Source organism: Thalassospira sp., from assembly GCF_002709775.1.
Classification (GTDB): Bacteria; Pseudomonadota; Alphaproteobacteria; order Rhodospirillales; family Thalassospiraceae; genus Thalassospira.
The window spans coordinates 1-26389 of sequence record NZ_PAQR01000001.1 but is presented as its reverse complement, the minus strand read 5'-3'; the positions used below and the strand labels follow the sequence as shown (position 1 = coordinate 26389).

The 26389-nt window shown below is 56.1% G+C and carries 29 protein-coding genes; 26 read left to right on the top strand and 3 right to left on the bottom strand.

The annotated features are described in order from the left end of the window. Window positions 1–49 precede the first annotated feature (49 nt). From CMO10_RS00145 to CMO10_RS00130, 4 genes are all read left to right on the top strand, one after another. Window positions 50–1681 carry an ABC transporter ATP-binding protein gene (locus CMO10_RS00145; RefSeq protein ID WP_297018216.1) on the top strand — a complete coding sequence of 544 codons (1632 nt, stop codon included), beginning with the start codon at window positions 50–52 and terminating at the stop codon, window positions 1679–1681. Continuing rightward, entirely contained in the window at window positions 1668–2747 is a 1080-nt protein-coding gene (locus CMO10_RS00140) for an ABC transporter permease (RefSeq protein ID WP_297018215.1), read from the top strand. The genes CMO10_RS00145 and CMO10_RS00140 overlap by 14 nt, the downstream gene beginning before the upstream one ends. Further along, window positions 2747–3667 (top strand): ABC transporter permease, encoded by a 921-nt coding sequence (locus CMO10_RS00135; RefSeq protein WP_297018214.1) that lies wholly within the window; start codon window positions 2747–2749, stop codon window positions 3665–3667. The genes CMO10_RS00140 and CMO10_RS00135 overlap by 1 nt, the downstream gene beginning before the upstream one ends. Window positions 3668–3891: 224 nt before the next feature. Next, window positions 3892–4959, top strand: coding sequence for a BMP family ABC transporter substrate-binding protein (locus tag CMO10_RS00130; protein WP_472910345.1), 1068 nt, complete (start codon window positions 3892–3894; stop codon window positions 4957–4959). Window positions 4960–5085: 126 nt separating this feature from the next. Here the strand turns inward: CMO10_RS00130 and CMO10_RS00125 are convergent, their stop codons facing one another. Further along, entirely contained in the window at window positions 5086–5457 is a 372-nt protein-coding gene (locus tag CMO10_RS00125) for a hypothetical protein (RefSeq protein WP_297018212.1), read from the bottom strand. A gap of 431 nt (window positions 5458–5888) precedes the next feature. Between CMO10_RS00125 and CMO10_RS00120 the strand changes: the two genes are divergently transcribed. The 4 genes from CMO10_RS00120 to CMO10_RS00105 all read left to right on the top strand — a co-directional run bounded on the left by CMO10_RS00120 (window position 5889) and on the right by CMO10_RS00105 (window position 8758). Beyond that, the gene (locus tag CMO10_RS00120) at window positions 5889–6422 is read left to right on the top strand and encodes a PAS domain-containing protein (protein ID WP_297018210.1); all 534 of its coding nucleotides are present in this window, start codon (window positions 5889–5891) and stop codon (window positions 6420–6422) included. Window positions 6423–6473: 51 nt separating this feature from the next. Next, complete coding sequence (locus CMO10_RS00115) at window positions 6474–7472, top strand: methyl-accepting chemotaxis protein (RefSeq protein WP_297018208.1); 999 nt, start codon at window positions 6474–6476, stop codon at window positions 7470–7472. A 30-nt stretch (window positions 7473–7502) separates the two neighbouring features. Further along, window positions 7503–7643: a hypothetical protein gene (locus CMO10_RS00110; protein ID WP_297018206.1), complete on the top strand. Its 141-nt coding sequence runs from the start codon at window positions 7503–7505 to the stop codon at window positions 7641–7643. A 77-nt stretch (window positions 7644–7720) separates the two neighbouring features. After that, window positions 7721–8758, top strand: a complete 1038-nt coding sequence (locus tag CMO10_RS00105) for a histone deacetylase family protein (protein WP_297018204.1) — start codon at window positions 7721–7723, stop codon at window positions 8756–8758. Between the two features lie 68 nt (window positions 8759–8826). Here the strand turns inward: CMO10_RS00105 and CMO10_RS00100 are convergent, their stop codons facing one another. Further along, window positions 8827–9738 carry a LysR family transcriptional regulator gene (locus tag CMO10_RS00100; RefSeq protein ID WP_297018202.1) on the bottom strand — a complete coding sequence of 304 codons (912 nt, stop codon included), beginning with the start codon at window positions 9736–9738 and terminating at the stop codon, window positions 8827–8829. A gap of 260 nt (window positions 9739–9998) precedes the next feature. Between CMO10_RS00100 and CMO10_RS00095 the strand changes: the two genes are divergently transcribed. The 18 genes from CMO10_RS00095 (at window position 9999) to CMO10_RS00010 (ending at window position 25919) form a co-directional block, all read left to right on the top strand. After that, window positions 9999–11222 (top strand): urate hydroxylase PuuD, encoded by a 1224-nt coding sequence (locus CMO10_RS00095; protein ID WP_297018199.1) that lies wholly within the window; start codon window positions 9999–10001, stop codon window positions 11220–11222. Between the two features lie 440 nt (window positions 11223–11662). Then, window positions 11663–12937, top strand: coding sequence for an urea ABC transporter substrate-binding protein (gene urtA, locus CMO10_RS00090; protein WP_297018195.1), 1275 nt, complete (start codon window positions 11663–11665; stop codon window positions 12935–12937). A gap of 230 nt (window positions 12938–13167) precedes the next feature. Beyond that, window positions 13168–14790 carry an urea ABC transporter permease subunit UrtB gene (gene urtB / locus CMO10_RS00085; RefSeq protein WP_472910344.1) on the top strand — a complete coding sequence of 541 codons (1623 nt, stop codon included), beginning with the start codon at window positions 13168–13170 and terminating at the stop codon, window positions 14788–14790. Between the two features lie 3 nt (window positions 14791–14793). Then, window positions 14794–15969, top strand: a complete 1176-nt coding sequence (urtC, locus tag CMO10_RS00080) for an urea ABC transporter permease subunit UrtC (protein ID WP_297018190.1) — start codon at window positions 14794–14796, stop codon at window positions 15967–15969. Next, on the top strand, window positions 15966–16763 hold the full coding sequence (gene urtD, locus CMO10_RS00075; RefSeq protein ID WP_297018187.1) for an urea ABC transporter ATP-binding protein UrtD: 798 nt from the start codon (window positions 15966–15968) through the stop codon (window positions 16761–16763). The genes urtC and urtD overlap by 4 nt, the downstream gene beginning before the upstream one ends. Window positions 16764–16775: 12 nt before the next feature. Next, window positions 16776–17471, top strand: coding sequence for an urea ABC transporter ATP-binding subunit UrtE (gene urtE / locus CMO10_RS00070; protein WP_044829634.1), 696 nt, complete (start codon window positions 16776–16778; stop codon window positions 17469–17471). Window positions 17472–17632: 161 nt separating this feature from the next. After that, window positions 17633–18565 carry an urease accessory protein UreD gene (locus tag CMO10_RS00065; RefSeq protein WP_297018182.1) on the top strand — a complete coding sequence of 311 codons (933 nt, stop codon included), beginning with the start codon at window positions 17633–17635 and terminating at the stop codon, window positions 18563–18565. Window positions 18566–18591: 26 nt separating this feature from the next. After that, window positions 18592–18894, top strand: a complete 303-nt coding sequence (locus tag CMO10_RS00060; protein WP_062956784.1) for an urease subunit gamma — start codon at window positions 18592–18594, stop codon at window positions 18892–18894. Window positions 18895–18911: 17 nt separating this feature from the next. Continuing rightward, a complete protein-coding gene (locus tag CMO10_RS00055) occupies window positions 18912–19217 on the top strand; it encodes an urease subunit beta (RefSeq protein ID WP_008888419.1) in 306 nt (101 codons plus the stop codon). Window positions 19218–19233: 16 nt separating this feature from the next. Continuing rightward, complete coding sequence (gene ureC, locus CMO10_RS00050) at window positions 19234–20946, top strand: urease subunit alpha (protein ID WP_297018179.1); 1713 nt, start codon at window positions 19234–19236, stop codon at window positions 20944–20946. 18 nt (window positions 20947–20964) lie between these two features. Then, window positions 20965–21522, top strand: coding sequence for an urease accessory protein UreE (locus CMO10_RS00045; protein WP_297018176.1), 558 nt, complete (start codon window positions 20965–20967; stop codon window positions 21520–21522). Continuing rightward, a complete protein-coding gene (locus CMO10_RS00040; RefSeq protein ID WP_363928316.1) occupies window positions 21413–22219 on the top strand; it encodes an urease accessory protein UreF in 807 nt (268 codons plus the stop codon). The genes CMO10_RS00045 and CMO10_RS00040 overlap by 110 nt, the downstream gene beginning before the upstream one ends. Continuing rightward, on the top strand, window positions 22216–22836 hold the full coding sequence (ureG, locus tag CMO10_RS00035; protein WP_044829628.1) for an urease accessory protein UreG: 621 nt from the start codon (window positions 22216–22218) through the stop codon (window positions 22834–22836). Before CMO10_RS00040 ends, ureG begins: the two co-directional genes overlap by 4 nt. Window positions 22837–23023: 187 nt before the next feature. Beyond that, the gene (locus CMO10_RS00030) at window positions 23024–23470 is read left to right on the top strand and encodes an SRPBCC family protein (protein ID WP_297018174.1); all 447 of its coding nucleotides are present in this window, start codon (window positions 23024–23026) and stop codon (window positions 23468–23470) included. Beyond that, window positions 23457–23816 carry an ArsR/SmtB family transcription factor gene (locus CMO10_RS00025; RefSeq protein WP_297018172.1) on the top strand — a complete coding sequence of 120 codons (360 nt, stop codon included), beginning with the start codon at window positions 23457–23459 and terminating at the stop codon, window positions 23814–23816. Before CMO10_RS00030 ends, CMO10_RS00025 begins: the two co-directional genes overlap by 14 nt. A gap of 196 nt (window positions 23817–24012) precedes the next feature. Beyond that, complete coding sequence (locus CMO10_RS00020) at window positions 24013–24561, top strand: biotin transporter BioY (RefSeq protein WP_044829625.1); 549 nt, start codon at window positions 24013–24015, stop codon at window positions 24559–24561. Between the two features lie 90 nt (window positions 24562–24651). After that, the gene (locus CMO10_RS00015) at window positions 24652–25326 is read left to right on the top strand and encodes an energy-coupling factor ABC transporter ATP-binding protein (RefSeq protein WP_297018167.1); all 675 of its coding nucleotides are present in this window, start codon (window positions 24652–24654) and stop codon (window positions 25324–25326) included. Continuing rightward, on the top strand, window positions 25323–25919 hold the full coding sequence (locus CMO10_RS00010; RefSeq protein WP_297018164.1) for an energy-coupling factor transporter transmembrane component T family protein: 597 nt from the start codon (window positions 25323–25325) through the stop codon (window positions 25917–25919). The genes CMO10_RS00015 and CMO10_RS00010 overlap by 4 nt, the downstream gene beginning before the upstream one ends. Before the next feature lie 107 nt (window positions 25920–26026). Here the strand turns inward: CMO10_RS00010 and CMO10_RS00005 are convergent. Next, on the bottom strand, window positions 26027–26389 hold a 363-nt coding region (locus CMO10_RS00005), incomplete at its 5' end, for an alpha/beta hydrolase-fold protein (protein WP_297018162.1).

Here is a 26389-nt window from a genome sequence, read left to right as displayed (position 1 = left end):
AGTGCGTTATGGGGTAAAACCGCGTGTTGGGTGCAAGACATATCGCTAAATGGGGGTGGCAACAGTGACGTCAACGACCGGTGAAGCCGGGGCAAATACCGTGAAGGGGGCAGGGCCAGCGCAGCTTGAAGTGCGCGGCGTGACCAAAGCCTTTCCGGGCTGTCTGGCCAATGACGATATCAGTTTCCGTATCGAGCCTGGTGAAATCCATGCGCTGTTGGGGGAAAACGGTGCTGGCAAAAGTACGCTTGTTAAAATCATCTATGGCGTGCTGCAGGCCGATGAGGGCGAGCTGATCTGGGAAGGCAAGCCGGTGACGATCGCAAGCCCGCATGATGCGCGCGAAATGGGGATCGGCTTGGTGTTCCAGCATTTCTCGCTGTTTGAAACCATGACGGTGCTTGAAAACATCGCACTTGCGATGAATGACGTGCGCGATATGGATGCGCTGCGCAAGCAGGTTTTGGAGGTCGAAAAGACCTATGGCCTGCCACTCGACCCGGATCGCCATGTTTACACCCTTTCGGTTGGTGAGCGTCAGCGCATCGAGATCGTGCGGTGTCTGCTTCAGAACCCGAAACTTCTGATCCTTGATGAGCCGACCTCGGTCCTGACCCCGCAGGAAGTGGAAAAGCTGTTTGAGACGCTGCGTCGTCTGGCCGATGAAGGCTGCGCGATCCTTTATATCAGCCACAAGCTGCATGAGGTGAAGGCGCTGTGTCAGAAGGCGACTGTGCTGCGTGGTGGCAAGGTTGTCGGTGGCTGTGACCCGCGTGAAGAAACCGCGAAATCGATGGCCGAAATGATGATCGGCCAGAAACTGACCGCGCCGGACCGTGGCGAAGCCCGCCAGTTTGGCGATGTGCGCCTTGCGGTGTCCAACCTGTCGCTTGAAAGCGATGAGCAGTTTGGCACCGACCTTAAGGGCATTAACCTTGAGGTGCGCGGCGGGGAAATCATGGGCGTTGCCGGGGTTGCCGGCAATGGTCAGAACGAATTGTTCCGCGCTCTTGCTGGGGAAACCGAGCAGGAAGCCGCACCCGACAGCATCAAGATTGATGGCAAGGCGGTCGCCCATTTTGGCCCGCGCCGCCGCCGCCGTCTGGGTGCAACCTTTGTGCCCGAAGAACGCAACGGCCATGGGGCGGTGCCCGATATGAGTCTGTCGGAAAACGGGTTTTTGACGGCGTTTCGCCGCATGGCGCTTTCGGCACGTGGACTTATCCGTGAAGTGCCAACCAAGTCATTTGCCGATAACATCATCAAGACCTTTGATGTGCGCACCACCGGTTCCGGTGCAGAGGCCGGGTCGCTTTCGGGTGGGAACCTTCAGAAATTTATCGTCGGGCGCGAGATTTTGCAGGACCCGGGTGTTCTGGTGATTTCCCAGCCGACCTGGGGTGTTGATGCCGGGGCTGCGAGCGCCATTCATCAGGCATTGCTTGATCTGGCAGCCAAGGGCACGGCGGTTCTGGTGATTTCGCAGGATCTCGACGAGATTTATGCCATTTGTGACTCAGTCGTTGTGATGGCGGAGGGCAAAATGTCCAAACCGCGTCCGATGGCAGATGTCAGCATTGAAGAAATTGGTCTGTTGATGGGGGGGCTTCATGATCTTGAAGGCCAAGAAAACCCGGCGCACGACACGCAAGTAGAGGGAGGTCGCCTTGGTCAGGCTTGAACCCCGTCGCCAGCATTCCCAGGCGATGGTTTATCTGTCGCCGGTTCTGGCAATCCTTATGACGCTTGTCGTCGGCGGGATCATCTTTGCCTTTCTGGGCAAGAACCCGTTTGACGCGCTTTATACGTTCTTCATCCTGCCGATCAATAACAGCTATGGCATTTCCGAGCTGTTCGTGAAGGCGACCCCGCTTGTCATCATTGCGGTCGGTCTTGCCATGGGGTTCCGGGCCAATGTCTGGAACATCGGGGCCGAAGGCCAGCTGACCATGGGGGCGATTTTCGGTGGCGGACTGGCGCTTTATTTCCATGACAGCGAAAGCATCCTTTTGATGCCGGCCATGTTTGTGCTGGGCGCGCTGGGTGGTGCATTCTGGGCTGCGATCCCGGCGTTGTTGCGGACAAAGTTTAACGCCAACGAAATTCTGACCAGCCTGATGCTGACCTATGTCGCGACGCTTTTCCTGAGCTTCCTGGTGCATGGCCCGTGGCGCAACCCCGAAGGGTTCAACTTCCCGGAATCGCGTCCCTTCCCGGATGCCGGGTTGCTTCCGATCATCTTTGAAGGATCGCGTGTGCATCTTGGGACTGCCGTTGCGGTGTTTGTCGTGATTGCCGGGTGGTTGTTGCTGTCAAAATCCGTGATCGGCTTCCAGCTGCGCGTTGTTGGCAAGGCCCCGCAGGCCGCCCGCCATGTCGGGTTCCGTCAGAAACGCATGGTCTGGTTTACCCTGCTTCTGGGGGGCGCGCTGGCCGGTCTGGCTGGTTTGTTTGAAGTGTCCGGTCCGATCGGGCAGCTTCAGCCATCCATCTCGCCCGGCTATGGCTTTACCGCGATTATCGTGGCTTTTTTGGGCCGTTTGCATCCGGTCGGCATTCTGTTTGGCGGTCTGATCATGGCGCTGACCTATCTTGGTGGGGAACTGGCACAAATTACGTTGGGTCTGCCCAATGCCGTGACCGGGTTGTTCCAGGGGATCTTGCTGTTCTTCCTTCTGGCCTGTGATGTTTTGACCAAATACCGCATTCGTTTCGGCACCATCGCCGCAAAAGGGAGAACCGCATAATGGAATGGATTGTTCCCTTTATCCTGACGGTGATTACCGCATCCACCCCGCTTTTGCTTGCCGCAACGGGCGAGCTGGTGACCGAGAAATCCGGTGTGCTCAACCTTGGTGTTGAAGGCATGATGCTGGTCGGTGCGATTGCCGGGTTTGCGGTTACGGCCTCAAGTGGGTCGGCCATTCTGGGTATTCTGGCCGCAATTGTTGCCGGTACCCTGATGTCGCTGATCTTTGCCTTTCTGACCCTGACCCTGATGGCCAATCAGGTGGCGACGGGCTTGGCACTTACCATTTTCGGGGTTGGTTTTTCGGCCCTCGTCGGTTCGGGTTTTGTCGGCTTTGCGATTGATCCGCTGCCAGCCCTTTCGATCCCGGGCATCAGCGCCATTCCGATCCTTGGTCCGATCCTGTTCGGGCAGGATTTCCTGGTGTACCTTTCGATCGCGGCTGTGATCGGGGTTGGTTGGTTCCTGGCGAAATCGCGGGCCGGTCTTGTTCTTAAGGCGGTTGGGGATTCCCATCATTCGGCACATGCGATTGGCTATTCTGTGATCAAGATCCGTTACCTTGCCACCATGTTTGGCGGGGCGATGGCGGGCCTTGGGGGCGCTTATCTGTCGCTTTCCTACACGCCGATGTGGGCGGAAAACATGACCGCAGGTCGTGGCTGGATCGCACTGGCACTTGTGGTGTTTGCCACCTGGCGTCCGGGACGTCTGGTCGCCGGGGCTTATATGTTTGGCCTGATTTCGGTGATGCAGTTGCATGCGCAGGGTGCGGGCATTCATGTGCCCAGCCAGTTCATGTCGATGCTGCCGTATCTGGCGACCGTGATCGTGCTGGTGATTATTTCAAGCGACCGTGCGAAAATCAGACTGAATGCGCCGGCCTGTATTGGTCAGGCGTTCAGGGCCGCCCAATAGGGATTGGGTGGCTTTGTGTGCGGGACCGGAACACGTCAAATGATGTTTCGGCCCGACCGGGAGGAAGACTGTACTTGCCAAACCTCACACAAGCCGGGCACAGCCTGGCCGGTTTGTCTGAGATTTGGTTTGTGCAGGAACGCGTCATTGATTGCGATCAGGAATTACGTATAAATCCTGATTGAGTGTCTAACAGGGAGACTGAAATTATGAATGCAAGCCTCGTGAAGCGCACACTTGCCGCCGTTGCGGCTGTTGGTGCCCTCGCAACCGGCATGGGTGCAGCCCAGGCCGAAGACGTTAAAGTCGGTTTTGTCTATGTCGGCCCGATTGGTGACCACGGTTGGTCCTATCGTCATGACATCGGTCGTCAGGCAATTGAAGCCGAACTCGGCGATGCTGCTTCGACCAGCTTTGTTGAAAGCGTGCCGGAAGGTGCCGACGCAGAGCGCGTGATCCGTCAGATGGCCCAGACCGGCCACAACCTGATCTTCACCACCTCGTTCGGCTACATGAACCCGACCGAAAAAGTTGCCAAGCAGTTCCCGGATGTCAAATTCGAACATGCAACCGGTTACAAGCGCGCTGACAACCTTTCGACCTATGCGGCACGTTTCTATGAAGGCCGTTATGTTGCTGGCGTGATTGCCGGTAAAATGACCAAGTCGAACGTTGTTGGTTATGTCGGTTCCTTCCCGATCCCGGAAGTTGTCCGTGGCATCAACTCCTTCATGATGGGCGCATGGTCGGTTAACCCGGACGTTGAAGTCAAAATCGTTTGGGCCAACACCTGGTACGATCCGGGCAAGGAAGGCGATGCGGCCAAGGCGCTGATTGACCAGGGTGCAGACATCATGGTTCAGCACACCGACAGCCCGGCACCGCTTCAGGTTGCTGAAAACCGTGGCGTTCTTGGCTTCGGTCAGGCGTCCGACATGATCAAGTTCGCGCCGAAAGCACAGCTGACCGCGATCGTTGATAACTGGGACAGCTACTATGTTGCCCGTGCCAAGGCTGTTGCNGATGGCACCTGGGANTCNCAGGACACCTGGGGTGGCATNNANNCNGGNATGGTCGAAATGGCACCGTACACCAACATGCCTGACGACGTGAAAGCACTGGCAGAAGAAACCGCTGCCAAAATCTCTTCGGGTGAATTCCACCCGTTCACCGGCCCGATCTATGATCAGACTGGCGAACTGCGTATCGCAGAAGGCGAAGTTGCTGATGATGGCATGCTGCTGGGTATGGACTGGTACATCCAGGGCATCGACGCAGAACTGCCGAAATAAGTCAGGTTTCCGATCCACCCGGATCGGCGAAATGACAAAGCCCCGTGCATTAAATTGTGCGGGGCTTTTTTCTTGGCTTGGTGTTATCGACAGCACCGGAAAAGTGCCGACCACCTGATATGTGATCTAGCCGTGCTTCTTTGCGGGGTCAGGCTTCTTGGCCTTGGGTTCGGCAGCCTTTTCATAGGCGACCATTTCGGTGCGTGGATGAAATAGCGCATAGAGGGCAGCGCGCCAGCCATGCAGCTTGACCTTGTGTTCGCGGGTCTTGCCCGCCCACTTGTCGCGGAAGCGTTCCATGTCTTCGCGGCGATTGAAATAGATCACCATATCAACGATGGGATCGGAGGAATCGCCACGCGGGATTTCGATGTTGCGAATGCCCATCGTCCAGTTCTTGCTCAGGACATTGACGTCGAGCCAGTCGAGCACCCCTTGCGCGGAATGCTTTTCATGTATGACGACGCGATAAGGAAAATTCCGAAGATCTTTCGTCATCCGCTGTGTTCCTGACGGTTCCTGTGTCGGTTGATGATACATGAAATTATTACAGACGTGCGGAATTCCTGTTTGCGACAATCAGACCGCGTCTGGATGTTTGACGATGCCCAACACGATTTCCTGTCGGCGGTTCATTCCATGTTTTCCAGACTCGGCAAGTTTGGCGTCTTGCACCTGCCGGTTGCCGAAGTGATTACGCCTCTATTTAGTCTTCCATAACAAGCAGGGGTTGAATAACAACTGTGTGGATAATACTTTATTCAATAATAATTCCAGATTATTGTGTTACGTATTGAGAAAGAAGCGTATGAAAACCTAGTGTATTCAGTTAGCACTATCATTTATACATCATAATAAGTTAAATAATACTCGTGGCAGCCTGAGGTTGTCCGAGTGTTTCAATTAAAAAAAGTATCGGGGTCTAAAAGGTGAGCGACAAGCCTTCAGGCATTCAGCCTTCGGGAAGGGAACGCCATTTCAAACCGGATGAATTGATCGTCAGCAAGACTGATCTCAAAGGGCACATCACCTATGCCAATGAGGTGTTTTTGCGCCTTTCTGATTATTCCGAAGGTGACGTTCTCGGAAAGCCGCATGCGCTCATTCGCCATCCGGATATGCCGCGCTGCATTTTCAAACTTTTGTGGGACCGGATTTCTTCCGGTCATGAGATCTTTGCCTATGTCGTGAATATGGCGAGCAACGGTGATCATTACTGGGTCTATGCCCATGTGACGCCAACCTTTGACGCCAGTCACAATGTGGTTGGGTACCATTCCAACCGCCGGGTCCCGGATCCAAAGGTTCTGAGCGAAAAGATCATTCCGCTGTATGCGGAGCTTCGCGAGATCGAAGACAGCGTGCCCAATCGCAAGGACGGCATGAATGCGGCCTTTGCAGCTTTGGAAAAGAAGCTTTCTGACATTGGCTTGTCCTACGACAGGTTTGTTCAAAGTCTTTAGTCGTATCCCCGGGTGGCTCCCCACCCCCGAAATCGAAGGTTCGAGGTTCTAATGTCGCTATTTGGTGGTTCAAAATCAGGTATCAAAAAAGCACTGGATGTGGTTCTGGCCGCAGCCGATGGTGATTACGAAGCCCGCATTACCAATGTCGACAGTCATCCGGACATGCGCGAACTGTTCATTGCGATCAACCGTCTGATTGACCGTAATGACGCGTTCCTGCGCGAAAGTGCGGCATCGATGGGGGCGGTTTCGGAAAACCGCTATTATCGGCGCATCGTCGAGACCGGGCTGGTTGGGGAATATCTGTCTTCGGCCAAGCGCATCAATGCGGCGAGTGCCTCGATCGAACAGAAGCTTTCGGGATTTGCCGATATCCTTGATGAATTCAAAAGCGGTTCTTTTGCCGCTGTTGATGATATTGCCAATGCCGCCTCTGCCTTGGCTGAGGCATCCGGTGATGCCAATTCGATTGCCCATGAAACCAGCTCGCGGTCGACCAATGTCGCGGCAGCGGCCCGTCAGACGGCGGCCAATGTCAGCGAACTGTCGGTGGCATCCGAAGAACTCAATGAATCAATCCGTGACGTTTCCCAGCAGGCCCGTGAATCGGTTGAAATTGCCAACCGCGCCAATGGCCTCGCCCAGGAAACCGATGGTCGCATCGGTCAGCTTGAAACTGCGGCTGGCGAGATTGTCGAGGTGGTCAGCTTTATCCGCGATATCGCCGCCCAGACCAACTTGCTTGCGCTGAACGCCACCATCGAGGCGGCCCGTGCGGGTGAAGCCGGCAAGGGCTTTGCGGTTGTTGCAAACGAGGTCAAGGGTCTTGCCAACCAGACCAGCAAGGCGACCGAAAGCATCGAGGAAAAGGTTCAGGACATCCAGACCGCGATTGAGCAGTCTGTCGGTTCGATCCGCGAGATTGCCGGTGTGATTGATGATCTGGCCGCCCGTTCGGACACGATTTCGGGCAATGTCGAAACCCAGGCGAACCTGTCGTCCAACATTACCCGCAATGTCGAACAGGCATCGGGTGGCGCACAGTAAGTAACCGACAATATCACCGTGGTTTCCGATATGGCCGGGCGCACGGGTGAGGCCGCCGACACCACGCGCGACATGGCAGGCCGCCTTGCCGATCAGTCGGAAAACCTGCGCAATCAGCTCGGTGTGTTCCTCGATACCATCGAAAAACTGCTTTATACCGCCAAGAAATAGCCGCTTTCTGCGTGCAACACGTAGCATCGGGCGTCATGATGGTGGCCGATAGAAAGTTTTAGTAGGAGAGCGGTGCCATGCGGGTTTTCTTCAATTCGCGTCACGATGCCCATGACGGGGCAGGCGAAATGCATCACGGCCGTATGGTGCCGTGTTTTGAAAATGCGCGACGCATTCCGATCATTCGCGATGCGGTGGCACATGCGATCAAGGCGCAGCTGTTTGATCCCAAGGATCACGGCATCGACCCGATCCGCGCCATCCATGATCCCGACTATATCGATTTCCTTGAAACCGCGTGGGATAGCTGGACCAAGGCCGGCAACAAGGGCGATGCGTTCCCCTATGTCTGGCCGACAGGTGGTTTTTCCGGCGGCAAGCCCGAACATATCAGTGCGCGTCTTGGCCAATATGCCATTTCGTCAGACACGCCGATCACGCAAGGCACATGGAAGGCCGCCTATTGGGGCGCGCAAACAACCATATCGGCCGCCGATGCAGCCTGGAGTGATGGTGAATCCTCCTTTGCGCTGACGCGTCCGCCGGGGCATCACGCGCATGCCAATCGATATGGCGGATATTGCTTCTTGAATAATGCTGCCATCGCCGCCCAGCACATGATTTCCAAGGGTGCCAAAAAGGTCGCCATCCTTGATATCGACTACCATCATGGCAATGGCGCGCAGGATATTTTCTATGAGCGCGGGGACGTTCTGACGATTTCTATCCATGCCGACCCGACCCATCAGTTCCCGTTCTTCATGGGCTATGCCAATGAAACCGGTCGCAATGACGGGCAGGGGGCGAACCTTAATGTGCCGCTTCCGGGCGGCAGTGATTTTGGTGCCTGGGGCGCTGGCTTTGCCAAGGCGATGCAGAAACTTCTGACCTGGCAGGCCGATGCGCTGGTGGTGGCCCTTGGTGTGGATGCCCACGAAGCCGAACCGATTTGTGACTTCAAGCTCCAGACCGATGATTTCAATCGCATTGGTCAGATGATCGGACGGCTTGGCCTTAAAACCGTGTTCACCATGGAAGGCGGCTATGCCCATGACGTGATCGGGCTGAATGTCGCAGCCGTCTTGAGCGGGTATCTTGAACTCGCCAAAAACTAGGTCAGCCTAATCGAATACAAAAACGCCCCGAACTGATGTCGGGGCGTTTTTCGTTTAGCGTTGTTTATTCAGCGTTCCCAAGGCGGTGTGCCGCCAAATTCGGCGACCAGAAAATCAACAAAGGCGCGCACGCGGGTCGGCAGATAGCGGTTTTCCGGATAAAGCGTATAGACCGCATGGGATGGCGGCTGGTAATCGGGCAGGACGCGTTTGAGGCGCCCGTCGCGCAGATACTCGTCGACTTCCCAGTTCGATTTCAATGAAATCCCATGACCGTCAAGGCACCAGCGGGTCAGCACTTCGCTGCTATCTGAATCCATCGAACCGGCGACGGCCAAGGTTACCGGGGCGTCATCGCCCGGGCCTTGCAGCGTCCATTGATATTGCTGTGATCCCGGGAAGCGCAGCAGCAGGCAATTGTGATTAAGAAGGTCTGCGGGCACCTTGGGCGTGCCGTTCTTTTCCAAGTAATCCGGGCTTGCGACCAGCATGCGTTTATTGGCGGCCAGTTTGCGCACAATCAGCGAGCTTTCCTTAAGCTCGGCAATGCGGATGGCGAGATCGACCTTGTCTTGCAGCAGGTCCAGCAACCGGTCGGACAGATGCAGGCGAATTTGCACATCCGGGTTCTGTTCGACGAATTTCGGAATGATCGGGGCGACGTATTTGTTGCCAAATGCCACCGGGCAGGTCAGCGTGACCGGGCCGCGGGTGGTGTTTTTCTGATTGGCGATGGCGTTTTCGGCTTCCTGCATTTCCGAAAGGATGCGCAGGCAGTGCCGGTAATAAACATCGCCTTCGGTCGTCAGATTGACCCGGCGCGTGGTCCGGTTAAGCAAGCGCACACCAAGCCGTTCTTCAAGGCGGGCAATCCGGTTTGACACCACGGCCGCCGAATGGCGCAATTCACGCCCGGCAGCAGAAAGGTTGCCAAGTTCGGCAACACGGACAAAAATCTGGATGTCCTCAAAGTCGGACATGGCGCGGGAAGCTCCTGACGTCTGGGTTTTTTAAATCATTATATGTTCAATTTGGCGGCCACACTCTGCCATTTTAAAGATTATTTTGAAAGTCATTTCGATTATGCTCGGCCCCTAAATAATAGAGGCGGTCCGGGGACTGTGTTAGGACAAGAAGCAGATCGACTGGACGCAACCCGGGCAAAATAGCGCCATCAGAGCCGCATCAAGGGCCCCGGGGCATCATCAAGGCAGGGCTGCCAGCGCGCCGGAAACCGCGCATGGGCGAGACGGAGGTTTCAAGCACCGTGGATATTCTGTTTCAGGACTGGATCAATCTGATCCTGCGCTGGGCGCATTTGATTACGGGCATCGCCTGGATCGGGTCTTCATTCTATTTCGTGTGGCTGGACCTTAGCCTGCGCAAGCGCCCGGACATGGATGAAGGCGTTTATGGCGAAGCCTGGATGGTGCATGGCGGTGGCTTTTATCATGTGAACAAATGGATGGTCGCGCCCAGTTCGATGCCGCCCGAGCTGCACTGGTTCAAATACGAGGCCTATTTCACCTGGATTACCGGCTTCGCGCTTTTGGTCACCATGTATTACTGGAGTGCGGAAAGCTATCTGATCGATCCGAGTGTTCTGGCGCTGACCAAGATGGATGCGATCCTGATTGGTCTTGGCAGCCTGTTCGCCGGTTGGGTGATCTATGACATCATCTGCAAAAGCCCGATTGGCAAAAGCACCGGCAAGCTCGCGGTTGCACTATTTATCCTGATCATGGCCGCGGCCTATCTGTTTACCCATGTCTTTAGCGGGCGCGGGGCGTTTATCCATGTCGGTGCGATGATCGGAACGATCATGGCCGCCAACGTGTTTCGCATCATCATCCCCAATCAGAAAAAGGTCGTCGCCAGCCTGATGGCCGGTGAAAAGCCCGATCCGGCATTGGGTCTGCAGGCCAAGCAGCGCTCGACCCATAACAACTATCTGACCCTGCCGGTCTTGCTGATGATGATCAGCAACCACTATTCGATGCTGTTTTCGCACGATCAGTCCTGGCTGATTGTCGGGCTGATCCTGATCATTGGTGGATTGGTGCGCCACTTCTTTAACACCCGCAACGCTGGTGGCACCGGCAAGGCGATTGCCTGGCAGCTTCCGGCAGCAGGCGTTGGCATGGCGGTGCTGGCGATGTTTGCCAGTTACGATCCCAATGCGGTGAAGTTGGCCGATGAAGACATCATCACTGCCGATTATGCACAGGCGATTGTCCAGACACGTTGCACGACATGCCATTCCGCCAACCCGACAGATGAAGGGTTCGATGAAGCCCCGGCAGGTGTGATGTTTGATGATCTGGCCCAGATCGAAGCCAATGCGCAACGCATGCTGGCCCAGGCGGTTATCGGGCGCGCCATGCCGCTGGGTAACCTGACGGAAATGACCGAGGAAGAACGTGCTCAGCTTGGTCAATGGATCCGGGCGGGCATGCCGGAATAAGGCGTTCCAGATACGGGATAATGGAAGGGGCGGCTGCGTAGCGTAGTCGCCCTTTTTGTTTGCGCGAAGCGTGTTAGTTGGCGGGGAGATCACCCGCAAAACAAAACGCCCCGCCGGTCTCCCGACGGGGCGGGAAGCGGGCCGGCACAGGGCGGATTGTGGTGCAATAAGCTCAGCGCAGGCGAAACTTCCGCCCCTGAAATAGGGGCAGAAACCAGCGGCGTCAATCTGATCAAAAAATAATCAAATTGTAATCAATGACCGAAAAATAATCAGAGATAGAATAGGGCGCGCAAATATTTTCCCCAAACAACTTGTAAAATAGTTGCTTATTGCGTGGGAATCCCTCGATTCGCGATTTTATTCGATTTGGCCTCTGAGTCTGGCACGGTTTTAGCAAGTGTAGCCGCGGTGCAATAAAAACTCAGTGGAGGCTATAAATGAATAAGAAGCTTCAAGCGCTTATCGGCGCTGGGGCCATGGCAGTGTCTGCAATGGCAATGTCAGCCGCACAGGCAGCAGAGACCATCAAGGTCGGTGTGCTGCACTCTCTTTCCGGGACGATGGCAATTTCCGAAACCACGCTGAAGGACACCGTCCTGATGCTGGTCGATGATCTGAACAAGAACGGTGGTCTGCTTGGCAAGCAAGTCGAAGCAGTCGTCGTTGACCCGGCTTCTGACTGGCCGCTTTTTGCTGAAAAAGCCCGTGAGCTGATCGAACAGGAACAGGTTGATGTTGTGTTCGGTTGCTGGACGTCGGTTTCGCGTAAATCGGTTCTGCTGGTCTTCGAAGAACTCAACAGCATGCTGTTCTATCCGGTTCAGTACGAAGGTGAGGAAAGCTCGCGCAACGTGTTCTATACCGGTGCCGCTCCGAACCAGCAGGCCATTCCGGCTGTTGATTACCTGATGAGCGAAGATGGCGGCTCTGCCGAGCGTATCGTTCTTCTGGGTACCGACTATGTTTATCCGCGTACCACCAACAAGATCCTGCGTTCTTACCTGAACGGCAAGGGTATCTCCGATGAAGACATCATGGAGAACTACACCCCGTTCGGTCATTCCGACTGGCAGTCGATCGTTGCTGACGTGAAGGCATTCGCATCTGCTGGCAAGAAAACCGCAGTGGTTTCGACCATTAACGGTGACGCGAACGTTCCGTTCTACAAGGAACTGGCAAACCAGGGCATCAAAGCCGAAGACATTCCGGTTGTTGCCTTCTCGGTTGGTGAAGAAGAGCTGGCCGGTATCGATACCGCGCCGCTGGTTGGTCACCTTGCTGCCTGGAACTACTTCCAGTCGGTTGAGTCTGATGCCAACTCTGCCTTCATCGAGAAATGGCACGCCTTCATCGGTGATGAGTCGCGCGTAACCAACGACCCGATGGAAGCAACCTATATCGGCTTTAACATGTGGAAACAGGCTGTCGAGCAGGCTGGTACCACCGATGTTGATGCCGTTCGTCAGGCAATGTATGGCCAGGAAGTTGCCAACCTGACTGGTGGCACCGCTGTTATGAACACCAACCACCACCTGTCCAAGCCGGTTCTGATCGGCGAAGTTCAGGATGATGGTCAGTTCGACATCGTTTGGGAAACCGAAGGCACCGTCGTTGGCGATGCATGGTCGGACTTCCTGCCGGAAAGCGCAAAGCTGACCGCCGACTGGACCTATCCGTGGGTCTGCGGCAACTGTGAAAAACCGATGTACTAATTGGTTTCGGATGGGCCGGTCGTTTGTATGCGACCGTCCTGTTCACTTTGGGCTTTGGTGCTTCGGCACTTTGGCGCTGCCTTTCTGTGCGGCTCGGCCTGACCATTCTTTATTTCATTTTCCCATTTGCATTCAAAGGTTTGGTGATCATGCGCAATGACATGTTTTCGATGCTGCGCCGTTCTCCGTTCTGCATTCAACAGGCCCGCAAAGCTGTTCTTGGTTTCGGGATGCTTTTCGCCTGTCTTTTGATTTTTGCGACGGCCCTGCCCAAGGGGGCTATGGCCTATAGCGATGAAGAACTGCGCATTGTTGCCGAAGGTCTGAATGCAAAAAGTGCGACCACGAAAATCAAAGTGATCGAGGAAATGGCCGCAGACGGGGACCCCCGTGTTGCGCCTATCCTGCGCGCGATGCTTGAGGGCGATCTTTATGTCCGCGAAAGTGACGAGCACATCGTGATCACCCGCAAACAGGGCAAGGTCTATACCCATATCGACATCGTCAGCGGCGAAGAGGTTGGCGAAAGCGGATCGGGTGAAATTTCCAAGATCAAGGTCAATAACCGTCTGCGCGGTGTGCTGCGCGATGCCTTGGCGACGCTGAACCTGTTTAGCCCGGATTTGACGACGCGAACCAATGCGGTTGAACAGATCATGGATGCCCGCGATCCGGCGATGTTGCCGTTGCTTCTGCGTGCGATTGACCGCGAAGAAAACGAAACGCTTCTGGCACGGATGGAACTGGCGCGCGCCACCATGGCGCTGGCGGCTGGTGAAACCACCGAAGAACGCCTGGCTGCGATCGAAGTCCTTTCAAGTGAAACCACCCCGCAAATCCGGGCCGTGCTGTCGCAATTTGTCGCCAGTGCCGAGGCCGAGGGGTATGAGCCCGAAGTGGTTGCAGCTGCCGAAGATGCACTGGAATCTGTTGAGGGTCGCCTATCGACCTGGCAGACGGTTGGCGATGTGTATCGCGGCATCAGTCTGGGTTCGGTTCTGCTTCTGGCCGCTGTTGGTCTTGCCATTACCTTTGGGGTGATGGGGGTCATCAATATGGCCCATGGCGAGATGATCATGATCGGTGCCTATACCACCTTTATGGTGCAGCAGGCGCTAGGGTCATTCCTGCCATCCGGGTCGGCCTGGTCGCTGGTGATTTCAGTCCCGGCCGCCTTTCTGGTCGCGGGTGCCGTCGGGGTTGTGATCGAACGGTGTGTGATCCGGTTCCTTTATGGTCGTCCACTTGAAACCCTGCTTGCCACATGGGGTGTCAGCCTTGTTTTGCAGCAAGCAATCCGCACGATCTTTGGCGCGACCAACCAGCAGGTGACAGCACCCGATTTCATGAGTGGCGCGATCGAATTTTCGACCGGTCTGGTCCTGACCTATAACCGGCTGTGGATCATTTTGTTTAGTATCATCGTTGTTGCCGGGATCGCGGCTGTGCTGCGTTATACCGCGTTTGGTTTGCAGATGCGTGCTGTCACGCAAAACCGTCGCATGGCCGGATCGGTTGGTATTCGTACTGGCTATGTCGATGCGCTGACCTTTGGTCTGGGGTCGGGGATTGCCGGCATTGCTGGTGTGGCGCTTAGCCAGATTTCAAACGTCAGCCCGAACCTTGGTCAGACCTATATTATCGACAGCTTCATGGTCGTTGTGTTCGGCGGGGTCGGGAACCTTTGGGGCACGGTGCTGGGCGCGTTCAGCCTTGGCATCGTCAACAAGTTCCTTGAGCCGATGGCAGGTGCTGTTCTGGCCAAGATCTTTGTCCTGATTGCGCTGATCCTGTTTATCCAGAAACGACCCAAGGGGCTGTTTGCCCTTAAAGGTCGCGCGGTGGAGGCCTGATCCATGACCGATTATCGTCAAAAATATCAAATGACGCCGGTTATTGGCTGGCTCCTGAAAGACCGTGGCGGGATGATCCTTTTGGGCATTCTGATTGCGGCCGCCATTCTGGTGCCACTGAGCAACCTGTTGTTGCCGGAAAGCTCGGCCTTTCATGTGCCGACCTGGATGGTCAGTCTGCTGGGCAAGTATCTGTGCTACGCACTTCTCGCACTCAGTGTTGATCTGATTTGGGGCTTCTGCGGGATTTTGTCGCTGGGCCACGGGGCGTTCTTTGCGCTCGGCGGCTATGCCATGGGCATGTATCTGATGCGTCAGATCGGCGATCGCGGTGTTTATGGTGATCCGATCCTGCCGGACTTCATGGTCTTCCTGAACTGGCAGGAACTGCCATGGTACTGGTATGGCTTTGACATGTTCTGGTTTGCCATTGTCATGGCGATGTTCGTGCCGGGGCTTCTGGCCTTTGTGTTTGGCTTCCTTGCCTTCCGCTCGCGTGTGACCGGCGTTTACCTGTCGATCATTACGCAGGCCATGACCTATGCGCTCTTGCTTGCCTTCTTCCGCAACGATATGGGCTTTGGCGGCAATAACGGCCTGACCGATTTCAAGGATCTGCTGGGCTATTCATTGCAATCGGATGGCACGCGTGCCGGATTGTTTGTCGCATCCTGTGTGTTCCTCGGGGTTTGTTATGTGCTGGCACGGGGTATCACCCAGTCGCGTCTGGGCAAGGTTCTAATTGCCATCCGAGATGCCGAAAGCCGGGTGCGTTTCACCGGTTACCGGGTTGAATATTACAAGCTGTTCGTCTTTACCGTTTCGGCCGTGATGGCAGGTATTGCAGGCGCACTTTATGTGCCGCAGGTCGGCATCATCAACCCGGGCGAATTCGCCCCGGCCCTTTCGATTGAAATCGTTATCTGGGTCGCGGTTGGCGGGCGTGGCACGCTGTATGGTGCGGTGCTGGGCGCGTTTATCGTCAACTATGCCAAGACCTTCTTTACCGGGGCGATGCCGGACTTCTGGCTGTTCTTCCTGGGCGGGTTGTTCATTGCCGTTACCCTGTTCCTGCCAAAAGGTGTGATCGGGGCGGTTCCGGCATTCGGTTCGGCCGACCGGCAATCGATTATCACCGCCTGGCGCAAACGCCGCGCGAATGAAGGAGGCAAGGCATGAGCGAAGCAGCTGTTGAAATGAATGCCTCGGATAAGGAACAGGTTAAATCCGCCAAGTCGGAAACCATCCTCTATGTCGACGGGGTGTCGGTGACCTTTGACGGGTTCCGGGCACTTAATAACCTGTCCTTCTATGTCGAGCCGGGCGAACTTCGCGCCATCATCGGCCCGAACGGGGCGGGCAAGACAACGATGATGGATATCATCACCGGCAAGACCCGGCCTGATACCGGCGACGTGCTTTTTAAAAGCGAGATCGATCTGACCAAGATGGACGAGGCCGAGATTGCCAATCTGGGCATCGGGCGCAAGTTCCAGAAGCCGACCGTGTTTGAAAGCCATACGGTTTTTGACAACCTGCTTCTAGCCGCATCAGGCGGACGCGGGGTGTTTCAGGCGCTGTTTCATCGCCTTTCTGAGGCAGAAAAGATCAAGATCGAAAAGACGCTGGTCACCATCATGCTTGAAGACAAGCGTGATGAAATGGCGGCCAATCTTTCGCACGGCCAAAAGCAGTGGCTGGAAATCGGCATGCTGTTGATGCAGGAACCCGAACTTCTTCTGGTCGATGAACCGGTCGCCGGGATGACCGATTCCGAAACCGAGGAAACGGCGAAGCTTTTGCGGTCTATTGCCAAGGAATACTCGGTCGTCGTGGTCGAGCATGACATGGAGTTTGTCCGTGACCTTGATTGCAAGGTGACCGTGCTTCACGAAGGATCGGTTCTGGCCGAAGGTCGCCTTGATCACGTGCAGAAAGACCCGCGGGTCATTGAAGTCTATCTGGGGCGCTAGGGGAAAACTGTCATGCTTGATGTCAGCAATATTGATCTGTTTTACGGCGCGTCCCATGCGCTTCGCAAGGTGTCGCTGAATGCCGAAACCGGCAAGGTGACAGCGGTTCTGGGGCGTAACGGGGTTGGCAAAACATCGCTGATGCGGGCCGTGGTTGGTCAGCATCCGATTGCAGATGGCAATATCAAATGGGAAGGCAAGGATATCTCGCGCGATCCGTCCTGGCGACGTTCGGCCAATGGTATCGCGATTGTTCCGCAAGGGCGTGAGATCTTTCCGCTTCTGACCGTGAAGGAAAATCTTGAGACAGGGTTTGCCGCACTTCCGCGGGCGATGCGTCATATCCCTGATGAGATTTTCGAACTTTTCCCGGTCCTGCGGGATATGCTGGGCCGTCGTGGTGGTGACCTTTCGGGTGGGCAGCAGCAGCAGTTGGCCATTGGGCGTGCGCTTGTTACCCGTCCGCGTTTGCTGGTGCTTGATGAACCGACCGAGGGCATTCAGCCATCGATCATCAAGGACATTCAGCGCGTCATCAAACAGCTGGCCGATCGTGGCGATATGGCGATCCTGCTGGTCGAGCAGTATTTTGAATTTGCCCACGAACTGGCCGATGAGATTGTCGTGCTGGAGCGTGGCGAGGTTGTTTTGTCAGGCGCCAAAGAGACGTTGGACCGCGAAAAAGTCCGCGCCTATCTGACTGTTTGATCGGCATTTGCCAAAATTTTGCGCAAACAGCGTGCTTTCAATCGGACCAAACACCGCCAAATACCCTGTATCAGCAGGGTGTTGGCGGTTGGCCCGCATCTTGCTGTGAAGCCCCTTGGTATTAAGGTCCCGTAAGTGGGCCGCTTTAATCAGGTGTCTTTGTGCAGCTTCGCAAACTTGAACCGACAACATCCGCAAATCCGAATGCGGAGATGGAAACGCCAGCAACGCCTGCCCGCATCATCACCGATGGCCGGGCCGAGGTGACGTTCCGTCAGGGCACAGGTGCGGCCCATCAGGGCGGGCATGCGGCACTTGATCATCTTTATTACCGTGACCCGATGAAAATCCTGTTCCCACGCCCGGTGGCGGGGGATTTGACGACAGCTGTTCTGGTCACGACATCGGGTGGCATGGTCGGCGGTGACAAGTTGGCCTTTGCCGGCAAGGTCGAAGAAGGCGCATCCGCGCTGTTTACCGCGCAGGCGGCAGAAAAGATTTACCGGTCGGTCGGACCGGGTTGCGAAATGTCGGTCGAGCTTGATGTTGCTGATGGCGGCTGGCTTGAATGGTTGCCCCATGAGAGCATCCTGTTTGATCAGGCGCGTCTGAAACGCAAAACAACCGTGCGTGCATCGGGAAGCGGCATGGTCATGGCCGGCGAGATGATGGTGTTTGGCCGCCTTGCGCGCGGTGAGGTGTTTACCACCGGACTTGCGCGCGATGCGTGGGATGTCTCGATAGACGGGCGTCCGATCTGGCGTGATGCGCTGCATCTTGAAGGTGATGTGTTGCGCATGCTTGATCACGAAGCGGCCTTTGACGGTGCGCGGGCCAATGCGACCGCCATTCTGGTCGGGCATGGGGCGCAAGATCAGCTTGAAGCCGCGCGCGACTGTTTGGCGCAGGCGACCGAGGGGCTGGAGCCGCGCGACGTGTTGTGTGCCGCGACCGCGATGAAGGGGATTGTGATTGCGCGTTTCATGGCGCGCGATCCGATGAAATTGCGCCGGGTTTACGGTGCGTGGTGGAAAGCATTCCGCCATCAAACAAGGGGGCTTCCCGCACGCTTGCCGCGTTTGTGGGAGATTTAATCGATGAAGCCAAGGAGTAGGCAGGCATGAATCTGACGCCACGCGAAAAGGACAAACTGCTGGTTTCGGTTGCCGCCATGGTGGCGCGCAATCGCCTTGCACGGGGGGTGAAGCTGAACCATCCCGAAGCGATCGCGATCATCACCGACTATGTCGTCGAAGGTGCGCGTGATGGCAAATCTGTTGCCGATCTGATGCGCGACGGGGCGACCGTGATCACGCGCGATCAGGTGATGGATGGCATTGCCGAAATGATCCACGAAATTCAGGTCGAAGCGACCTTCCCGGACGGGACGAAGCTTGTGACCGTTCATGAACCGATCCGTTAAGGAAAGAGGAGCGCGTTATGATTCCAGGTGAAATCATTACCAAGGAAGGCAGCCTCATCCTGAACGAGGGGCGTGAAACCAAAACCATCACCGTTGCCAATACCGGGGACCGTCCGGTGCAGGTGGGGTCGCACTATCATTTCTATGAAACCAATCCGGGTCTTGATTTTGACCGTGAAGCCGCACGTGGCTTCCGCCTTGATATCCCGGCCGGCACCGCTGTTCGTTTCGAGCCGGGCCAGTCGCGCGAAGTCAATCTGGTGAAATATGCCGGTACCGGCACGGTCTATGGCTTTAACGCCAAAATCAACGGCAAGCTTTAAGCGGGGGATGGAATAAATGGCTTATGAAATTGATCGTCCGTCCTATGCGGCCATGTTTGGCCCGACTGTTGGTGACAAGGTCCGTCTGGCTGATACCGACCTGATCATCGAGGTCGAGAAAGACTTCACCACCCTTGGCGAGGAAGTCAAATTCGGCGGCGGCAAGGTGATCCGTGATGGTATGGGCCAGTCACAGGCAACACGCGCCGATGGTGCGGTTGATACCGTGATCACCAATGCCCTGATCCTTGATTACACCGGCATCATCAAGGCCGATATCGGCATTCGTGATGGCCGTATTGCCGGGATCGGCAAGGCCGGCAACCCGGATGTGCAGCCCGGTGTCGACATCATCATTGGTCCGGGTACCGAAATCATTGCCGGTGAAGGCAACATCATCACCGCTGGCGGTATTGATGCCCACATTCACTGGATCTGCCCGCAGCAGGTTGAAGACGCGCTTTATTCCGGCGTGACCAGCATGCTGGGCGGCGGTACCGGCCCGGCGGCGGGCACGAACGCCACCACCTGTACGCCAGGCCCTTGGCATATTGCCCGGATGCTGCAAGCAGCAGACGGCATTCCGATGAATATCGGCTTCTTTGGCAAGGGCAATGCGACCCTTCCGGGATCGCTGATCGAGCAGGTCAAGGCAGGTGCCTGTGGCCTGAAGCTTCATGAAGACTGGGGCACGACCCCGGCTGCGATTGATACCTGCCTGTCGGTTGCGGATGACCTTGATGTGCAGGTCATGATCCATACCGATACCCTGAATGAAAGCGGCTTTGTCGAGCACACCCGTGCATCGTTCAAGGGCCGCACCATTCACACCTTCCACACCGAAGGTGCTGGCGGTGGCCATGCGCCCGATATCATCAAGCTGTGCGGTGAAGCCAACGTATTGCCGAGCTCGACCAATCCGACCCGTCCGTTCACGGTCAATACGATTGACGAGCATCTTGATATGCTGATGGTTTGCCATCACCTTGATCCGAAGATCCCCGAAGACGTCGCCTTTGCCGAAAGCCGTATCCGTCGTGAAACCATCGCGGCCGAGGATATCCTGCATGATCTGGGCGCGTTTTCGATTATCTCGTCTGACAGTCAGGCCATGGGCCGCGTTGGTGAGGTCATCACCCGTACCTGGCAGACCGCCGACAAGATGAAAAAGCAGCGCGGTGCATTGCCCGAGGATGCCGGGGCAGGCAACGATAACTTCCGCGCCAAACGCTACGTTGCGAAATACACCATCAACCCGGCGATTGCGCAGGGTATTGGTGCGCATGTCGGCTCCATCGAAGTCGGCAAGATCGCCGATCTTGTTGTCTGGAAGCCGATGTTCTTTGGCACAAAGCCCGACATGGTGATCAAGGCTGGCATGATTGCCGCTGCTGCCATGGGCGATCCGAACGCGTCGATCCCGACACCGCAGCCGGTCCATTACCGCCCGATGTTTGGTGCGTATGGCAATGCGCTTGCGAAATCGAGCTTCTCGTTCGTATCGCAAGCGGGCATTGATGCCGGAATTGCTGCCGAGTTCGGTCTGTCGAAGGAACTTCTCGCCGTATCAAACACGCGTAATATCGGCAAGAAGGACATGAAGCTGAATGACGCACTGCCGGTGATGGAAGTTGATCCGGAAACCTATCAGGTGACGGCGGATGGCGAACTTCTGACCTGTCAGCCGGTGGATGTTGTGCCGATGGCGCAGCGTTACTTCCTGTTCTGATCGGTGGTAGCAAACTCCATGCGTCACGCTATTGAACATATCCCGGTTGATCGTGCCGACACATCGGAAGTGCGCGGCACGGTAACCCTGGCCTTTTCCGATCGGCATCGCCGCCGTATTCGCTTGCATGATGATGCGGGGGAACCGTTCCTGCTGGATCTGCCACATGCGGTGCGTCTGGCGGACGGGGACCGGTTGCGCCTGGCGGATGGCGGGGTGATTGTCGTGCGCGCGGCGGATGAACCGGTTCTGACCATCACGGCGGCCGGTCCGATTGCAACCGCCAAACTTGCCTGGCATATCGGTAACCGCCACACCCCGGTTCAGGTATTGAATGACGGGCGTTTGCGCATCATTGATGACCATGTCATGCGCGACATGATCACCGGCCTTGGCGGTGCAGTGGAAAACGAAATTGCACCGTTTGATCCGCTGAATGGCGCCTATCACGGGCTCGGTGGTGCGCATGGGCACAGCCATGGCCATGATCATTTCGACCATGATGATCATGGCCATTCATCGCATGCCGATCACTCCCACGATCATCATCACGGGCATTCCCATGACCATGGATGATCTGACCCTTAACCCTGCTGGCCTGATGCGGTTGATGACGTGGTTAAGTCCGTCATTCCCGGTTGGTGCCTATACCTATTCGCATGGCGTTGAATATGCCGTCGAAGACGGGCGGGTGACATCGGCCGATAGCCTGATCAACTGGGTTGAAGGGGTTCTGGAATTCGGTGCCGGGCGGATTGATGCCGTGCTGTTTTGTGCCGCATGGCGGGCAGCGCGTGCGGGCGATGAAGCGGCTCTGTTTGACATCGGCATTGAGGCCGATTGTTGGCGCGGCACATCCGAAATGGCGCTGGAGGCAACCGCACAGGGACGTGCCTTTGTCTCGACCGTGCAAAAGGTCTGGGGTGATGGAATGATTACCCGCTGGGCCAGTGCCATGCGCGAAGATGATCGTTTGCCATCCTATCCGGTGGCGGTGGGCATTGCCGCGGCCCAGTCCGATGTGCCGCTACGGGATGCGCTGACAGCCTATTTGCATGCGATGGCGGCAAACCTTGTGTCCAGTGCGGTGCGTCTGGTGCCGCTGGGCCAGACCGATGGTGTGCGATCGCTGACATCCCTTGATGGGGCGGTCACCATTGCGGTCGATCACGCCATGCAGACTGAACTTTCCGATCTTGGTGCTGCGGCACCGATGGTCGACTGGACATCAATGAAACACGAAACCCAATATACGAGGCTATTTAGATCATGAGCTCTCCCCTTCGTATCGGAATTGGTGGCCCGGTCGGGTCCGGTAAAACCGCCCTTCTGGAGCGCCTGTGCAAGGCGATGCGCGATGATTTCAACATCGCTGCGATCACAAATGACATCTATACCCGCGAAGACGCCGAATTCATGACCCGTTCGGGGGCGCTTGCGGCTGACCGTATTGCCGGTGTTGAAACCGGTGGCTGCCCGCATACGGCCATTCGTGAAGATGCCTCGATCAATCTGGCGGCGGTCGAAGACATGGCGGCCAAGCATGCCGGGCTTGAGGCGATCTTTATTGAATCGGGTGGCGATAACCTGTCTGCCACCTTCTCGCCGGAGCTGGCCGATATCACGATTTACGTCATCGACGTTTCGGCAGGCGACAAAATCCCGCGTAAAGGTGGCCCGGGCATTACCCGTTCGGACCTTTTGGTGATCAACAAGACCGATCTGGCGCCGCTGGTGGGTGCGGATCTGGGTGTGATGGATCGCGATGCCAAGAAAATGCGCGGTGATCGTCCGTTCCTGTTTACCAATCTCAAGGCAATGGATGGCCTTGAGGACGTGAAAAACTTCATCATCGAGACAGGGGGGCTCCGCCAATCCGCAGCATCCTGATATGGGGATATAAGGAAAGCTGCACGGGCAAGGCCATGTGCCTTGACCCAAGGATGACGGGAGCACGCATCGCCCGGCCAGAAATGGCCGGGCGTTTGTGTTTCCGGGTCAAAAATCAAATACGCAACTTTTTAGTTGCATAATGAAATCTCTTCTGGCAGTTTAAATGCAACCAGGAGGTTGCGTTATGTCAAATACCATTGAGAAGTCGATTGAAATCAAAGCATCCCGGTCGCGCGTGTGGCGGGCCCTGACAGACCATCAGGAGTTCGGCACATGGTTCGGGATTGATATCAGGGCGCCGTTCGTCGTGGGCGAGGTGTCCAGGGGCATGATGACCATCGAAGGGTTCACCCATGTGCCGTGGAACTCCACGATCAAGGCGATGGAGGAACCGGCCTATTTTGCCTATACATGGCATCCCTATGCGGTCGATCCCGATATCGATTACAGTGGCGAACCTGAAACCCTTGTCGAATTCTGGCTGGAAGAAACAGCCGGCATGACATCGGTAAAGGTGCGCGAAACCGGATTTGATAAACTGCCACCCCATCGCATTGCTGATGCGCTGCGGGCCAATACAAATGGCTGGGGTTTCCAGTTGGAAAATATCAAGAAACATGCAGAAACCTGAAAAAAATACAGATAATGGCGATCAGGACCGGGATTTTTCCGTCCTGTTTGCCGCCTTGGGCGATCCGACACGGTTGGCGATCTTTGATCGGCTGGCCGATGGCAGGCCGCGCTCGATCTCGGCCCTGTCTGATGATGCGGACATGACCCGCCAGGCAGTGACAAAGCATCTGCGCGTGTTGGAGGCAGCCGGGCTTGTGCAAAACCATCGGGTCGGGCGCGAAAGCCAATATGCCTTCTGCCCCGATCAACTGGCCGAGGCGCGTGCCTATCTTGATCAGGTGGCGGGACGTTGGGAATCTGCCCTGATGCGGCTTAAAACCTTTGTCGAAGACGGTGAGGCCTAAGGTTTTGAAATCCATTGCATATTAGAAGTGTGCGGGTCTTAAGGCGGTCAATCATGCGTCATTTTGCTTGGCGATGAAGATATTTGCGGTTATCCCATAGCGCGTTGAGCCGGTCGGGCGGACCGGTTAACGAAGGCAGTCCTGCTCAAGGGGTTGATTGCAGTTCTGTCTTATAACGGGAATGGGAAACCGTTACATGAAGACCAAAGATATCGTCTATGTCGCCCTGTTCGCGGCCCTGACCGCCGTTCTTGGGCTGTTTCCGCCAATTACCCTTCCGGTGACCGGTGTTCCGGTGACGGCTCAATCGCTTGGTCCGATGCTGGCCGGGGCCATTCTGGGTGCCCGTCGTGGCGGACTTTCGATTGTTCTTTTCCTTGTTCTGGTTGCTGTTGGCTTGCCGCTCTTGTCTGGTGGGCGCGGTGGCTTTGGCGTGATGATCGGGGTGACCGGCGGGTTCATGTTTGGCTGGGCCATTTCGGCCTTTGTCATCGGACTTCTGATCGAGAAGTTCTGGAACCGCCTGAATGTTCTCAATGCGGGCCTTTCCATCGCCTTTGGCGGGATTGTCGTGCTCTATGCCATTGGCAATGCCTGGGTCGCGGTCGTGGCCGAGATCAGCTATTGGCAGGCAACCGTCGGTGCGGCACCGTTCCTGATTGGGGATGCCATCAAGGTCGTGATCGCAACGGCCGCATGCCTTGCGGTACGCCGCGCCTATCCCTTGATTTCCAAGGCGGGCTAACGTCTTATGGGCGCAAGTGATGTGCTTGCGCCCGTTTTGAACCTGTTTTTTAGCCCGTACCAGTTTCCCTGATAACTCCGGACGCCCCAGATGATCCGACTTGAAAATGTCTCTGTGCAGTTTGAGCAGCGACGTGCGCTTGCTGATATTGACCTGACGCTAACGGAAAAGCGGATCGGGATTGTTGGCGCGAACGGGTCGGGGAAAAGCACCTTTGTCAGGTTGCTAAATGGCCTTCAAACCGCAACGTCGGGACGGGTCCTTGTCGATGATCTGGACGCAGCAAAGGACGGCCGCAAGCTACGTCGTCATGTCGGTTTTGTCTTTCAGAACCCCGATAACCAGATCGTCTATCCGGTGGTCGAGGAAGACATTGCCTTTGGCCTGAAACCGCTCAAGCTTTCCAGGGATGAGGTCAATCGACGCATTGATGACGTGCTCGCACGCTATGACCTTCAGGATTTCAAAACCCATCCAAGCCATTTGCTTAGTGGCGGGCAAAAGCAGCTCCTTGCCATCTCTGGCGTGCTGGTGATGGAGCCGCGCTATATCGTGTTTGATGAGCCGACCACGCTTTTGGACCTGCGCAATCGCAACCGGGTACAGCGCGCCATTGCCGAGCTCGATCAGACGGTGATCACGGTGTCCCATGATCTTGATCTGATTGCCGATTATGACCGGGTACTGGCGTTCGAGGCAGGCCGCGTGGTTCTTGATGGCACGCCATCCGAAGTTCTTCCGAAATATCGGGAGATGATGGCGTGATCGCGGGCCTTTATATCGACGGGAACTCCGCCCTGCACCGGGCTGCTGCCGGAGCAAAAATCCTTGCCATGATTGCCCTTGGTACAGGCGTGTTCCTGATCCCCGATTGGCCGGTGGTGGCGGTTGTTCTGGCGACCGTCTTGCTGCTCTATCCCGTCTCTGGCTTTGGTCCGCGCATTTTGTGGGCGCAGATCAAACCGGTCCTGTGGTTGCTTCTGATCTTTTTTGCCGCTCAGCTTTGGCTGGCTGACTGGCAGGCGGGGTTGCTGGTGGTGAGCCGGATTGCCGCAATTGTGCTGTTTGCATCGCTTGTGACCCTGACCACCAAAACATCCGACCTTCTGGCGTCGCTTGAACGCGCCATGCAGCCCCTGCGACCGATTGGCGTCAATCCGGAAAAGGTCAGTCTGGCGATTTCGATGGTGCTGCGCTTTATCCCGGTGATCGCACAGGTGGCAGGCGAAATTCGCGATGCCCAACGCGCGCGTGGCCTTGATCGGTCCATTGTTGCGATGGTCGTGCCGCTGATCATTCGTACGCTTAAAATGGCCGATGATGTTGCCGATGCGATTGATGCGCGCAGTTTTGATTAGGCCTTAGCGCCGAACATCCGTTCAGCCACCCTCAAAAGAAAAGCCCCGACACGCCTGAGGGGGGGATGGGTGCGGCGTGCCGGGGAAGTCGAAGATCGTTGGTGCAATCAGCTCAGTCCAAGATGCTTGGCGTGGAAGCGGATATGATCTTCGATAAAGGTCGAGATGAAATAGTAGCTGTGGTCATAGCCATCCTGAATGCGGATGGTGACCGGGTAGTTTGATGTCTTGGCAGCTGCTTCAAGCACTTCGGGTTTAAGCTGCTCGGCCAAAAAGCCATCTGCACCGCCCTGATCGACCAGAGCCGGGGTCTGAACATCGGGGGCACTTGCGGCCTTCATCAGTTCCGAGCTGTCCCAGTCTTTCCACACTGACTTGTCATCGCCGAGATAATTGCCAAGTGCCTTCTGGCCCCACGGGCAATTCAGTGGCGACACAATCGGCGCAAATGCAGAAACCGATTTATACTG

Coding starts and splice junctions, on each gene's coding strand:
- CMO10_RS00045 (WP_297018176.1), top strand. CDS start 20,965: ATGCGTCACGCTATTGAACATATCCCGGTTGATCGTGCCGACACATCG.
- CMO10_RS00135 (WP_297018214.1), top strand. CDS start 2,747: ATGGAATGGATTGTTCCCTTTATCCTGACGGTGATTACCGCATCCACC.
- CMO10_RS00015 (WP_297018167.1), top strand. CDS start 24,652: ATGATCCGACTTGAAAATGTCTCTGTGCAGTTTGAGCAGCGACGTGCG.
- CMO10_RS00100 (WP_297018202.1), bottom strand. CDS start 9,738: ATGTCCGACTTTGAGGACATCCAGATTTTTGTCCGTGTTGCCGAACTT.
- CMO10_RS00055 (WP_008888419.1), top strand. CDS start 18,912: ATGATTCCAGGTGAAATCATTACCAAGGAAGGCAGCCTCATCCTGAAC.
- CMO10_RS00095 (WP_297018199.1), top strand. CDS start 9,999: ATGGGCGAGACGGAGGTTTCAAGCACCGTGGATATTCTGTTTCAGGAC.
- CMO10_RS00030 (WP_297018174.1), top strand. CDS start 23,024: ATGTCAAATACCATTGAGAAGTCGATTGAAATCAAAGCATCCCGGTCG.
- urtC (WP_297018190.1), top strand. CDS start 14,794: ATGACCGATTATCGTCAAAAATATCAAATGACGCCGGTTATTGGCTGG.
- CMO10_RS00105 (WP_297018204.1), top strand. CDS start 7,721: ATGCGGGTTTTCTTCAATTCGCGTCACGATGCCCATGACGGGGCAGGC.
- CMO10_RS00145 (WP_297018216.1), top strand. CDS start 50: ATGGGGGTGGCAACAGTGACGTCAACGACCGGTGAAGCCGGGGCAAAT.
- CMO10_RS00040 (WP_363928316.1), top strand. CDS start 21,413: ATGGGCACAGCCATGGCCATGATCATTTCGACCATGATGATCATGGCC.
- ureC (WP_297018179.1), top strand. CDS start 19,234: ATGGCTTATGAAATTGATCGTCCGTCCTATGCGGCCATGTTTGGCCCG.
- CMO10_RS00020 (WP_044829625.1), top strand. CDS start 24,013: ATGAAGACCAAAGATATCGTCTATGTCGCCCTGTTCGCGGCCCTGACC.
- urtE (WP_044829634.1), top strand. CDS start 16,776: ATGCTTGATGTCAGCAATATTGATCTGTTTTACGGCGCGTCCCATGCG.
- ureG (WP_044829628.1), top strand. CDS start 22,216: ATGAGCTCTCCCCTTCGTATCGGAATTGGTGGCCCGGTCGGGTCCGGT.
- CMO10_RS00110 (WP_297018206.1), top strand. CDS start 7,503: ATGGCCGGGCGCACGGGTGAGGCCGCCGACACCACGCGCGACATGGCA.
- urtA (WP_297018195.1), top strand. CDS start 11,663: ATGAATAAGAAGCTTCAAGCGCTTATCGGCGCTGGGGCCATGGCAGTG.
- CMO10_RS00025 (WP_297018172.1), top strand. CDS start 23,457: ATGCAGAAACCTGAAAAAAATACAGATAATGGCGATCAGGACCGGGAT.
- CMO10_RS00115 (WP_297018208.1), top strand. CDS start 6,474: ATGTCGCTATTTGGTGGTTCAAAATCAGGTATCAAAAAAGCACTGGAT.
- CMO10_RS00125 (WP_297018212.1), bottom strand. CDS start 5,457: ATGACGAAAGATCTTCGGAATTTTCCTTATCGCGTCGTCATACATGAA.
- urtD (WP_297018187.1), top strand. CDS start 15,966: ATGAGCGAAGCAGCTGTTGAAATGAATGCCTCGGATAAGGAACAGGTT.
- CMO10_RS00060 (WP_062956784.1), top strand. CDS start 18,592: ATGAATCTGACGCCACGCGAAAAGGACAAACTGCTGGTTTCGGTTGCC.
- urtB (WP_472910344.1), top strand. CDS start 13,168: ATGCTTTTCGCCTGTCTTTTGATTTTTGCGACGGCCCTGCCCAAGGGG.